Source organism: Oligosphaera ethanolica, assembly GCF_030814695.1.
Taxonomy (GTDB): Bacteria; Verrucomicrobiota; Lentisphaeria; order Oligosphaerales; family Oligosphaeraceae; genus Oligosphaera; species Oligosphaera ethanolica.
Window position 1 is genome coordinate 1,364,243 of record NZ_JAUSVL010000001.1, and the last position, 13,075, is coordinate 1,377,317.

At 59.5% G+C, this 13,075-nt stretch carries 8 protein-coding genes; 3 read left to right on the forward strand and 5 right to left on the reverse strand.

The window, feature by feature from the left end; genetic code table 11:
- Positions 1 to 11: 11 nt before the first annotated feature.
- Entirely contained in the window at positions 12 to 1,667 is a 1,656-nt protein-coding gene (locus tag J3R75_RS04710) for a sodium:solute symporter family protein (protein ID WP_307260200.1), read from the reverse strand.
- 19 nt (positions 1,668 to 1,686) lie between these two features.
- Entirely contained in the window at positions 1,687 to 1,863 is a 177-nt protein-coding gene (locus J3R75_RS04715; protein ID WP_307260201.1) for a symporter small accessory protein, read from the reverse strand.
- 102 nt (positions 1,864 to 1,965) lie between these two features.
- Here J3R75_RS04715 and J3R75_RS04720 point away from each other — a divergent pair, with 102 nt between their 5' ends.
- The 3 genes from J3R75_RS04720 to J3R75_RS04730 all read left to right on the forward strand — a co-directional run bounded on the left by J3R75_RS04720 (position 1,966) and on the right by J3R75_RS04730 (position 5,615).
- The gene (locus J3R75_RS04720; protein ID WP_307260202.1) at positions 1,966 to 2,454 is read left to right on the forward strand and encodes a hypothetical protein; all 489 of its coding nucleotides are present in this window, start codon (positions 1,966 to 1,968) and stop codon (positions 2,452 to 2,454) included.
- A gap of 207 nt (positions 2,455 to 2,661) precedes the next feature.
- Positions 2,662 to 3,861, forward strand: coding sequence for a hypothetical protein (locus tag J3R75_RS04725; RefSeq protein ID WP_307260203.1), 1,200 nt, complete (start codon positions 2,662 to 2,664; stop codon positions 3,859 to 3,861).
- A 35-nt stretch (positions 3,862 to 3,896) separates the two neighbouring features.
- Positions 3,897 to 5,615 carry a GDSL-type esterase/lipase family protein gene (locus J3R75_RS04730; protein ID WP_307260204.1) on the forward strand — a complete coding sequence of 573 codons (1,719 nt, stop codon included), beginning with the start codon at positions 3,897 to 3,899 and terminating at the stop codon, positions 5,613 to 5,615.
- Between the two features lie 65 nt (positions 5,616 to 5,680).
- On the opposite strand, the gene J3R75_RS04735 is transcribed toward J3R75_RS04730, so the two are convergent.
- The 3 genes from J3R75_RS04735 to J3R75_RS04745 form a co-directional block, all read right to left on the reverse strand.
- Complete coding sequence (locus tag J3R75_RS04735; protein WP_307260205.1) at positions 5,681 to 8,878, reverse strand: PEP/pyruvate-binding domain-containing protein; 3,198 nt, start codon at positions 8,876 to 8,878, stop codon at positions 5,681 to 5,683.
- Positions 8,879 to 8,947: 69 nt separating this feature from the next.
- Positions 8,948 to 10,234, reverse strand: a complete 1,287-nt coding sequence (locus tag J3R75_RS04740) for a Glu/Leu/Phe/Val family dehydrogenase (protein ID WP_307260206.1) — start codon at positions 10,232 to 10,234, stop codon at positions 8,948 to 8,950.
- Between the two features lie 1,134 nt (positions 10,235 to 11,368).
- Entirely contained in the window at positions 11,369 to 12,460 is a 1,092-nt protein-coding gene (locus tag J3R75_RS04745; protein WP_307260207.1) for a hypothetical protein, read from the reverse strand.
- Between the last annotated feature and the right edge of the window lie 615 nt (positions 12,461 to 13,075).

A 13,075-nucleotide genomic window follows, 5' to 3' on the forward strand; every position in this document is an offset into this window, starting at 1 on the left:
CGCAATAGACTTCAGCGGCGAGGCGGGCGTACGCCCATGCAAAGCTCAAGATGGCTCTCGTCTAGCTTTTTCGTGAATAGCGACACCACGACGGTCACCACAATCGCCAGTGGCAGACCGATGATGAGCGGATCGACATAGGCCCAAACGAAGGGCCCGAAGCTCAGCGGGCCGCCCTCACCCACCGCCAGCGACGTCCGCCCGAACACCGCCTTACAGAACAGCAGGGCCTTCGCCGTGGTATCGTGAATCAGCAGCATCCACAGGAAGCTGGCCAAAGCGCCGCTGAGCATGCCGGCAATGGCCGCCGCCTTGGTGATGCTACGCGTCCACAGCCCACCGACATACATGGGCAGAAAAGCACAGGCGCACAGCCCGAAGAAAATGGACGTGCCCCGGGCGACAATCTCCACGCCGGCCTTGCCCATGGTTTTTTCCAGGTAGTAGCCCAAATAGACGCTGACGAGGACGCCGACCACCACGCCAACGCGCGAGGCCATGGCGCCGCCGCGACCGCCCTTCTTGGCTCCGTGCCCTAGCGCCTGCTCATAAAAATCCCGCCCGGCAGAGGTGCCCATGGCATGAATTTGACTGCTGATGGTGCTCATGGCAGCCGATAGCAAGGTCAGCATGAATAAAACGGAAAACCACTCCGGCATACGCCCCTTGACGTACATGGGAATAATCGCCTCCACATCGCCACCGGCGGCCGCAATGGCGATCTTGCCCATGGTTTCCTGAAAATAGACGTTGGTCAGCGCGCCGACCACAAAGGCCACGCCCGTCATCATCAGAATGAACACGCCGCCAACCGCGACTGCCCGGTTTAGTTCACGCTGACCTTTGACGGTCATGTAGCGCACGGCCAACTGCGGTTGGGCCAGCACGCCAATGCCGACACCCATGACGATCGTACTCACCAGCGTCCACCATAACGGCGACCCGAAGGCCGGCATAGCCGTCCACCCCCGATGCCCGCCCTGCTGCAACTTCACCGGCACCATGTCAGCCATGGCCGTCAATTTGGCGTGGGCCTCCGACACCCCGCCCATGTGCCAGTAGGTCAGAACTATCAACACGGTCATCCCTATCAGCATGATCGTGCCCTGCAAAGCATCGCTGTACATCACGCCCTTCATACCGCCCATGACCACATAAAGCGTGATCAGAGCCGAAAAAATAAACAGCGCCACCTCATACGGGATGTGCAATTGCTGCGACAAATACTTCGCCGCGCCAATCAACACCGCCGACGCGTACAACGGCATGAACACAAAAATCAATACCGCCGCGCCACCCTGAATAAAACGCGACTGGAAACGCCGCCCCAAAAGCTCAGGAAATGTATGCGCGTCCAAACGCAAACCCATGCGACGCGTCCGCCCACCAAAAAACACAAACGCTAAAAAAATTCCACAGAAAATATTCAGCACCGTCAGCCACAACAGCCCCATCCCAAAAACACCAGCCGCTCCCCCAAAACCGACAATGGCCGACGTGCTGATAAAGGTCGCCCCGTACGACATCGCCATGACATACGGATGCGTTCGTCGACCAGCTAACAAAAAGTCCGTCGCCCCAGCCGTCGACTTGTACCCGCAATAGCCCAAATAACCAATTGCCAAAAGATAGACAACAACCGATAACGTCATCCAAATCGAAAACATGCTGGTTCCCTCCACCTATTTACAGCTCGTCCTTGACCAAATTCTCTTCGCGGCGCCACTGCTGAAGCTCCTCCGGCGGCTCCTCAACCGGATCCACCTCGTTCCAACGCATCACTCCCCACGCAACACATAACACCGAACTGCCTAACGACAACACAAACGCCAGCAAAACCCACACGTCAGGTATCCCAAACATCTTACACGCCTCCATACGTTGGTTATTTGTTTCTATATAGCGAAATAACGATGTTTCGCTACAGCGAAATCGGGTAAAGATAGCACACGCGCGGCGTTTTGCGTGACGCTTTTGAAAAATGTGTCAGGATCCCAGGTGGACCTGGTGGACCTGGTGGACCTGGTGGACTTGGTGGACTTGGTGGACCTGGTGGACCTGGTGGACCTGGTGGACCTGGTGGACCTGGTGGACCTGGTGGACCTGGTGGACCTGGTGGACCTGGTGGACCTGGTGGACCTGGTGGACCTGGTGGACCTGGTGGACCTGGTGGACCTGGTGGACCTGGTGGACCTGGTGGACCTGGTGGACCTGGTGGACCTGGTGGACCTGGTGGACCTGGTGGACCTGGTGGACCTGGTGGACCTGGTGGACCTGGTGGACCTGGTGGACCTGGTGGACCTGGTGGACCTGGTGGACCTGGTGGACCTGGTGGACCTGGTGAACCTGGTGGACCTGGTGGACCTGGTGGACCTGGTGGACCTGGTGGACCTTTATGTCCATCGGGTCCATTGTGTTCTGGGGCGGAGTCTGACGCATCACGGGCGTGTATAGTAGCGACCATTCCGAGTGTTAACACCGTCCCCCCCATCAGCATAGAATAGCGAGGTCAAAATGGCATTACATCAGCACCCTGAGATGACTCACGCCCCAACACCACTTTATTCTGCCCCGTTGCCCCGCGCCACTGCGGCCACCGACCATGTCCGGCCGCTGTTTGGTCGGCCCTTGTTGAGCTTGTGTTGCCTGCTTGGCGGCAGCATGTTGGCACAGCCGGTGGCTCCTGACCACGACCGTCTGCAAGCCATGGCAAAGGATCACTGGCAGCACGCGGTAGCGACCTACTGGTCGGAGCGCACGGGGCTCTTTTATACTCGCCCGCCAGCGGAGCTGCCGCCGGCCAGCGTGTATATCAGCGAAGCGCAGTATCGCCGCGGCGAGTACCGGACGACGCCGTACAAAAAGGGCGACGAAAACAGCGTCGGCTACAATCTCCATGGTGGTGGCACGGGCACGGAGGACTGCAGCCTCTTCACGGGGCCCCTGCTGGCGGCCATGTGCGATCAGTACGCCGTGACTAGCGACCGCAGCGTCCGCGCCGAGGCGTTGCGCGCCTTCCAAGGCCTAAAGAGCGCCGCCACGGCGCATGGCTGCCCAGGCTTCATCGCCCGGGGCGTCTGCCACGAAGACGGCAAGTCGATTTTTGCCGGCACGTCGCGCGACCAGTACACCAACGCCATCTACGGCCTCTGGCGCTTCTACCGCAGCGGCCTGGCCGAGGAAAGCGAACGACAGGACATCCGCGATATTCTCTGCGCCGTAGCCGACAAAATGACCCGCGAGGTCACCCCCGAAAACAACTGGTCCTTCGATTTTGCCTACGGCGTGAAAGACGACCGCGGCGTCGGCAAGATGTACGAAAAAGATAAGCTGCTCACGCTGCGCCTGGCGATGTTCTACGCGGCAGCTTGGGACGTGAGCGGCAAGCAAGACTACCACGATCGCTACCGCGCGGCATTGCCGGACAGTCTCGCCGGCGCCAGGGCCTACGCGGAGCTGCCACCCGATAAGATCAAGTGGAGTTCACCGCCCTACACCGTCCTGCAGACCAACGCGGCCTTCAGGCTGGTGTACGACGTCGAAAAAGATCCGGCGCAAAAAGCGGCGATTCTCGACGCCATGGCGCTTTACTCTGCCTACGTGGCCGCGTCGCCGCACTTTGCGCTTGCGAAGTACAAGAGTCCGCGCGACCACGGCGAAATCATTGGCGGGCTGCTCTTGTGTCCGTCCTACGCAATGCCGGCAGAAACGGCCGCAGTCCTGCGGGAGGACATCAGCAAAATGTGGCCAAAGGGCTGGGCCGGCAGTATCTTCACTATCATCCCGGCGTATTGGCAGGCGCGTGTGCGGGGGTACTTCGCCACCACCGCTACGCCACCGACCGACGGCGGCCAGCAATAAATCAACCAAAGCGCATTTTGCAGAAAGGCCTTGCCATGTCACTCCATCGTTATTCCGTCGTGTTAATCGCCTTGTTTCCGCTGCTGGTCCTGGCGCAAGCGACGTCGCCGCTGGTGTTGGATGATTTCGAGTCGCTGACGGGCTGGATAGCGGACGGCAAGCCAGCGGCTTTTGCCGCGGCGTCCGATGCCGCCGTCGGCCAGGGCGCCATCACGGTGACGCTGCCCGGCAGCGTCAGCAAGAAAGTTCAACGCGGGGATGACATCCGTGAGCTCTGGGACAAAAGCCAGGGGCTGTCCTTTCATGTCAAGGGCGACGGCTCCGACGCCTGGGGCGTCATTGGCGTCAACGCGGGCTACGGCGCCTTCTCCTACGTGTATTTCTTCCCGCTGAAAAATAGCAACTGGGTCAAGTACACGGTCGCCTGGTCGGACTTCATTCCCGAGGGCGCCGTAGACCTAATCGGCACGCCAGAAGGGCTGCCCCCCAGCGGCATACTGACCCTGCGTTTCGGCTGCCGTTGGAAAATCTGGTTCGACAACGATGCCATTCCCACGCACAGTTTCGCCGTTGACCACATTCAGATTGAAACGCTGGTCCCCCCCACGCCGGCTCCGGCCCCGACCACTCCCGCGCCCTTCGCCAAGGTGCTGGCGAAACTGCGTGCGCGCGAGCCCGTGACCATCCAATTCCAGGGCGATTCCATCACCGCCGGCACAGCCTTGGCCGACAAACTCAACGAGCGTTACTCAGCGCGCCTTGAAGTCATCCTGCGGCAATGGCTCGGCTACGACGGCATCACCAGCCGCAATCGCGCCGTCGGCGGCGCCAAAGTCAACGACGCCCGGGCCTGGCTGCAACGCGATTTCGCCGGCGGCGCGCCCGACTTGGTCTGCATCTGGTATGGCTACAACGACAAAACCGGCGGCATCAGCAAAGACTATTTCCGGCAAAGCATGAGCGACTACATCGACCGCATTGCCGCCGCCACCGGCGGCAAGAGCGCCGTGCTGCTCTTCGCCACCGCGCCCGGCACTCAGGGGCGCTTCGTCATGCTGGACGGCTATGCCCAAGCCATGCGCGACCTTGCCACCGAACGCGGCCTGCCCTGCTTCGACGTCCACGCGCTCCTCAAAGACCTGGGACGGCAGAACCTGCAAAGCGTCATGGCCGACATGGCCCACCCCAATGCCCGCGGCCAACAGCTCATCGCCGACCATCTCGCCGATTACCTCGTCGCCCAGGCCGGCATCACCACGCCCAGGCCTCCGGCTGCTACGGACTTGGCGGCCAACAATAAAATCGTCTGGGACTTCGAAAGCGCCCCGGCAGGCTGGATGCTCGAACAGCAGGCCACCATCAGCGGCGACCTGGCCAGCGATGGCCGACGCTCTCTCAAACTCTCCGCCACAGACAACAACCCCGACCACATCCGCGCCTGGAGCGAGGTCATTCAGGTTGAACCAGGCAAGCGCTACCTCGTGTCGGCCATGGTCACCAATCGCCTGGTCAGCGGCGCCTTCGGTCTCTTCATTGCCACGCAGGAAGACGGCGCCGGCGGCGGCGGCGCCAGCATCAGCTTCGAACCACAGGCCATCTTCCGCGACCGCGGCGCTAAGGACAAGTGGTCCCGCGAAGAAGGCGAATTCGTCGCCCCAAAAAATGTCACCAAGGTGCGCCTGCTCTTCTGGATCGACAAGAATTCCCGCGGCGACATCTACTTTGACAGCCCGCTGATCGAACGCGCTGAATAGACCCGCGTGCGAAAAACCCCGCCGAGCAGGTGCCTCCGGCGGGGCTGGGGGCTACGTGTCGGGTATCAGCTCTTGACCTTCTCGGGGTTCATCATGGCCAGTTCGTGGGCCGGCTCGTGGATATTGTCCACATGCACGGCGAAGGGGTTCTTGTTGGCGATATCCTCGTCAGTGATAATATGCACGTCGAGGAGGCCATCGCAGGTGTAGCCGGTTTTGAGGAAGTTGAGTTCGGCAAGGCATTCACTCCAGCCTTGGAACCACTTGCGCAGGTCCTCCTTCTGCTGTTCATTGCCTTGAAAATGAACGAGCAGATCGACATCGCTGGCGGGCCCAGCGCTGCCGTTGCTGGTGCTGCCGATGAGATAGAGCTTCTTGACGCCGTACTTCTGCGGGTCCAAGCGCGCGGCAAGTTGTTCGGCCATGAAAAAGCGCCAGCGCCAGGCGCTGCTGTCGCCACTCTGGCTGTCAAAACCCGTATTTTTGCCATCCTGGGGAATCTGGACAACATTGGCAGTCAGATAGCCCATAGCCTCGCCGAGATCGGCATTCATGGCGATGGACATGGTCATGCCCCCCGATGAATCCGGCACGCTGATGACTTTCACCACGTCCTGCAAATAGCCAAACTCGGGAAATATCTCCTCAAGAAAATTGCGTGCGCGCCGGAAGAAATGGCGATTGAAGATCGCGTCGTCGTCATCCGGATACAGCGGTATGAAGCGGATGTCGGCTTCGACCAGGTCCTGGAAGAAATGCGTGCCGAAGGACAGCTCGGGAACATAATTGGCTTTTTTCACCGCGACTTCCAGCAGCGCGGCAGTGTTGTTGATGTCCGAGTAAGTCACGGGCACGCCAAGCTTGATATCGCCGCGGCTGCCCCAGCGGCCCGGACCGATTAGAATGAACTGTCGTTTGGGCAGGATGGCATTGAGACGGCCGACGACTTTGCCCACCATGCGCATGTCGTCCAGCTGCGTCAGCGACGAATAACCATCGGCGCTGACATAGACGATGTGGGAGATGTTCTGCAGCAGCCCGTTGGCGATGAAGCGCTTCGCGCTGAAGATGATGTCATTCTCGTAAATGTCCTTGGGGATGGGCGCCGGCTTACTTTCGTCATTGGAGCTCTGCGGACGGCATTGCAGCAGGTACAGCGACTCGCCGTCGTGGGCAAATTCCAGATCGACGGGCATGCCGGTCTTGTCCTTCAACTTGTCCATGATGGCCTTGATGGTCTTCACGAAAGGCGTGCTGGCGACCATGCCGTCCATGGTCACCACGAGCGTGTCGCTCTTGAAGTCGATATCGAAGCGGTTGGGGGTAAGCAGGTGGTTGTCACGCAGGATCGATACAATCTTGTGCACCTGGTCGATCTGCTGACCACATTCACGCAGAATGTCGGTGACCGCAACCGTTTCAAAGGTACCTTCCTCCAGATTGATCACGTCCATCTTCCGCGGTGAGTATTTCCAGATTTCCTCGGGCACGGAATTGACGCGGATATTCGGCTGACCGGGTGAGATAAGCACGGGAAAATCGTCGCTCAGACGATCGACGGCGCGGGTGCCCAGGCCCGGCACGATGCGCAGCAGGCCGTCTTCGCGGTTGACCCGCGGCGACCAGCGGTACTGGTTGTTGCTGAAGGCCACGCCGGAAAATAGCGGGAAGTAGTACTTGCCAGCACGTTTGCCGACGACTTCCTGGATGAGGATGCCCATCTCTTCGTGGTAGTCCAGCAGGTTCCTCTCGGCCCGGTACTGGATCGGGTCGGGGCTGAACACCGACGCGTACACTTCAAGGATGGCATTCATCAGCGCATCCAAGCGGGCTTTCTTGCCGCCCTGGTTCGCCAGAAACAGGCTCTTGTACTTGCCGGAAAACGCCGCGCCAGCCTGGTCTTCCAACGAACTCGAACTGCGGACAATCAGCGGGCTGTCGCCGAAGTCGTCCAGCGCGACCGACAAGCTGCGTACGATCTCGGGCGGCAACGACGCGTTTTTGATCAAGCGGACTACCTGCGGGTACTCGATGCGGACTTCCTGGATATCCTTGTACTTCTGCTCATTGAGCTCTTCGAGATTGTTGTAGTGGAGGAATTCGGTGATGGTGTCCGTCGTGACGTACCAGGTCTTGGGATATTTCAGGTCGCGGAAGGCCGGTGTGTTGTCGCTGTCATTGGCAAGAATCCTCTGTGCCAGAAAGAGCCCGACGCCCTTGCCACCGAGTTTGCCCTGGCTGCGCGCCGGGCAGATGATGCGGTTGATGATATCAAAAAAATCTTTGAAACTGATGTGCTGCTTGGCCACATCGATATAGTCGTGGCGGTCGGACAGCAGGTGGCTGATGAGCCCCACATTCAGCCAGCGCTCTTTCGGCGAAAACTGCAGTTCGTCCCCGCGAAGCACATTTTGGAATTTGCGGATTTGCTCAATGATGTCGTGCAGCGACGGCGAGATGTTGCCGATGGCCTTCACCAGCGCAAATGAATTCGCCTCCTGTATCCACTTCTTGACCAAGACGAGAATTTCCTCGCTGCCCAAGTGGCGTTCGGCCAGCTTGAAGGCCCGTTCGCTGACGTTGATGATGTCGGCGATGGGCTCTTTCAGCGCGGGAGTGTTGGTGTAGAATTCGTCGTCCTGCCCTCTGGTCGTGGTCATACTGAGGATTTCGGACGCCTCTTCGACGCCTTTGATGAGCAGGTAGTTGGTCAGCTTGCGGCAGATGGTAGCCAGCAGTTCGTGGTCGCCCTGGCGGAAAAAATCAAGCATGATCTTCCAGGCGTCGTTGCTGCCGCCGCCGCTGCCCTCCTTGGGCTGCTTGTTGGCCTGCGACCAGTCGGACAGCACCGACTTCATCTGCCGGTAGAGCACCCGCTGGCCAATACGATCGGCAATGGTGTTGATCAGCGTACGTTCATTCTCAAGAAAATAGCCTTCGTCCGTCTTGGGAACGTCCTCGCTGTATACCACTTCGAGAAGACCGATAGGCCGGCCATCGGCCTTGATCTCGCTTTTGACGGAGATCGACGAGGTAAGAAAGCCCGGCGTGTGAAAGCTGTAGCCATTGCACACGATCCGGGCGTGACAGTATTCCGGGAAACGCCAGGCCGGCGGCATGACTTCGATGACCTTGCGGAACAGCTCCGGTAAAGTGAGCTGCTGCTGGGCGAGAATCTCATCGACCATATAGAGGCAGTTGAGCTCTTTCTCCCGTTCCTTGAGAACGCCGAGAAAATCATTTACCGTTGTCTTGCTGTCCATGCTGTCATCTCCCGAGTCATGCTCTATCCGGTACTGGCGCGGGACACTGAAGGGCGTTCAGCCTGAGGCTCAGACCCAGCCGCGGGCCTTGACGGCCTGAGCGACGCGGCTGATGGCGATCACGTAGGCGGCGTCGCGCATGGTGATATTCTTGCTCTTGGCCATGTCATATACGGCCAGGAAGGCGCTGGTCATCTTGCTGTTCAAGCGGTCGAGCACTTCGCCCTTTTCCCAGTAGTAGTTCATATTGCACTGCACCTGCTCAAAATAGCTGCAGGTGACGCCGCCGGCGTTGGAAAGGAAGTCCGGCAGCAGGAAAATACCGCGCTCGTTGATGACTTTGTCCGCATCCCGCGTGGTCGGGCCATTGGCGGCCTCGGCAATCACCTTCACCTGTTTGCTGATACTATTGACCGTCTCGGCAGTGATTTGGTTCTCCAATGCAGCCGGAATCAGGATGTCCACATCCTGTGAAATCCAAGCGTCGCCGGGGAGAATTTCGTATCCCATGGCCTGCGCCTTGGCCTTGTCGATGCTGCCGTAGGCGTCGGTAATGCCGGTCAGCGCGTCGATATCCATGCCGCTGGCCTTGCGGAAGGTGTAGGCCTTCTTGTCGCCGTTATCCCAGCAGGAGATGGCAACGACCTTGCCGCCGAGTTCGCTGTACTTGCGCACGGCATACTGCGCCACATTGCCGAAGCCCTGGAAGCTCGCGGTGGTCTTGTCGATGGCAATGCCGAGTTTATTGAGTGCTTCGCGCAGCACGAAGATGACGCCAAAGCCCGTCGCTTCCGTGCGGCCCAGCGAGCCGCCCATGCCGACGGCCTTGCCGGTGATGAAGCCGGGGTAACGCCCACCGTGAATGGTCTCGTACTCGTCAAGCATCCACTGCATGTGCTTGGCGTTGGTCATGACGTCGGGCGCCGGCACGTCGCTGACGGGGCCGATGTTGCGGGCCAGCTGCCGCACCCACGCGCGGCACAGGCGTTCCTGTTCACGCTCGGACAGATTGTGCGGGTCACAGATGATGCCGCCCTTGGCGCCGCCGAGAGGAATGTCCACCACCGAGCACTTCCAGGTCATCCACATGGACAGCGCACGGACAGTGTCAACCGTCTCCATGGGATGAAAACGGATGCCGCCCTTGGCCGGGCCGCGGGCGTCATTGTGCTGAATGCGGTAGCCCTTGAAGACCTTGACGCTGCCGTCATCCATGCGCACAGGCAGGGTCAGGTGATACTCGCGCATCGGCTGCCGCAAGAACTCACAGGTGGCCTCGTCGAGGTCAAGCATGGCTGCGACGCCGTCAAACTGGGCCTGGGCGGTTTCGTAGGGATTGTAGGCTGAGTTGCTCATGATGCATGTCCTTTTCTTGTTAGTTACGTTTGGTCCTTTGGATAACACGAAAAATGCAAAGACAAAAAACGGCTGCCGGTGAACTGACCCTCACCGACGAAACATTGGCCCTACTTGCCAACCAACTGGTTGCCAGGCAGTTCCACTATGTTCGAACGGGGGATTGGCCCTCGTTGGTCGTCTGCGGTTTCTGACGGCAGAACGACATTCCCTCTTTCACCCAACCTGCTGCTGGTCAGAGACAAAATGAGCCACGATACGCAAATGGCGCTGCGACCCGGGCCGCAGGGGGCAAAAATGCAGAGACAAAGATTTGCCGGGCAATGCGCCGAAGCGCTCGCCGTACCCTTGGAGCCTTTGCGCAGACCACCGGGGTACGCGTAAAAGTCCACTATGTCACATGCGGGATTTATCCCTCAAAGCGACGCCACCCACAGGCGATCGTACTACATGCTCCCTATCGTTTTGGGCTCGTTTTTTGACACGAAAAAAGGAAAAAACAGCGCTTGAAGTTATCATCACGCGCAGTTCTTACAAGTGGCCAGCGTCAGAAAATTCACTGTGCGGTAATCGGTCAGTGTACACCCCGGCGCTTCGCTGGGACAATTTGCAGGAAACCCACGGCCCGCCGCCGCCCAGCCATCCGACCTTGATTTCCGCCGACCTTTGCGGCAGCGTGTTTCATAGGAGCCATTGATAATGGATACACGACATTCCTCTCGCTGGCGCAGTGGGACGCGACGTGCCTGGCCAATGTGGCGCCCTCCGGGCGCAATTCTAACTTGCTATCATACCCCGGGTTGCGGCGCCCTCCGGGCGCCTCGCCCGGGGCTATGCATGGTGCGGCCCTCCGGGCCGAACTTGGCCAATCAGACGAAGTGATCCGTCCGATCCGGGCCAAAAACCATCATCATTCACTAGCAATGACTTTGCGCCGTAGGCGCTTAACCATGCTTACCCCCAGGCTTTAGCCTGGGGACGCAGCCTGCCAACAGACAGTGCCTCGTAGAGGCACAACAGTTTAGGTTAGCAATGACTGAGCGATTACCTGCGCGCTGGGGCAAGAAGCGACAGGGGCGTGAGGGCGAGGGGGCGGAAAGGGCCATTGACGCTTACTGTCCCCCGCAAAACCAACTACCCTTTGCGGCGGGTCCAGCCGGCGATTTTGGCGGTGACGGCGTCGGCCTCAGCGATGGTCGCCACGCCCGTGACAGCGCTGATCCAGACGCCTTCGGGCGCCAGCTGCGTGAAGAGCTCGTCGAGGTCCTGCGCCGGCACGGGCTCAACGTAGAAGGCCTTGCCTTTGTTCTGGATGCGCTGATACACCGGGACAGACCCGCGCCAGCCGCCATGGCCGGCCCCCGGCACCCACTGGATCGCCTGAATCTCCGGTATTTCCAGCAGCCGGTCCAAATAGCGCAGCGCCTGTGGACCGTCGAGGTGGTAAATGCAGTGGTCCATGTGCTGGCATTCGCGGATGATGCCCGGAATGAACAGCTCTTCGAACATTTGATCGGAAATCATGCAGGAAAAATCGTTGGAGGGAATGTGGAAACGGCCTTTGCCGATGGCCGGCAGCCACGACGCACTGGGCATGCCCGCCCCACTGAGCAGGTCGTAGAAATAGTCGTAAAAACGTATGAAGTCGTCCGTCACCCGGGCAACGAGTTTTTTGATGCCAGCGGGATTGTCAATGGTGTCCAGCAGTAACTCCTGCGGATCGCGGAAGGCCGCGATGGCATCGCCGCCGGGATGGACGTCGGTATATCCGACAATGAAATTTCCCTTGCCGACCGCAAGCAACGCCCTGCTCATCTCGTCGAGTTTGCGGAAGGCGAAGCTATTCATGTCGAAGGCGATGCCGGCCAGCGACTCGTCCGTCAAGTCCTTCAGAATCGGGTGGCTCCAGGTGGTATTTTCGCCGTATTCGAGCTCACAGCCGTAGCAGGCCGAAAAGACCTCCGGCCCGAGATTGGGAATGACGATGGGCAGGCTGTCAGCCAGATAAAGCTGATTGCCCATGGCGGCGGCCGTGCGTTCCACCAGATAGCCCGTGTCCAACCAACGCTCGCGGTGGCTGGCAAACGTCTTGACCGGAACTGCCTGCCGCTTTTCCGGCGCTTGCTGCAGACGCAGGCCGAACAAGGCGCGATCAACGATATCCGCGTGCCACCAGGCCTCGAAACGGTTCAGAACAGCATCATAATCAGGCTTGAGTGTAAACATGCATGGCCTCGCGCAGCATAGGGGTGGGGGGAACCGGACGGTTAGCACTATACTTGCTCAACAGCCCCTTCTCCAACCACCACGAGGACGACTGGGACCAGCGGGACTCCTTGGCGGCAGCGCAGGGATGAGGACTCACGACTCATGAGGCACGGTCCCATGGTTTGGACCGTGGGGACTTTTGGACTACGGGGAATGACTCCCGACGCAGGGGACTGATTGGCCGACTCCTGGCACCGTGGTTACTCCTATGAAACCGATGCTCTGCATTTAACGGTATCCATGGCACTTGTTGTTTCAACCAAGCAGCCTTTTCTCGTCGTGCATTTCCGCCGCGAAGCGGCAGAAGCGCTGAAAGCGCGGCCTAAGATAGCCCAGGGCAAGCGGCGCCGAAGGCGCGCGCCGCCCTGGGTAGCGCGCCATATTGGTCCGTGTTCCTCAGCCTCTTTGGCTTCAGTCGGCGAAGCTGACTGGAGCCAAAGAGGCAATGGAACTCATTAATTGCTGCGGCAATTTTGCGCTGTGACCCTTCGTCGCAGGTCTTTTAGGCCGCCCCTTGTATAGTGGCGTCATTGACACCTGTGTGTCGATAGCCACTGCGATTTTCCCCGTAAT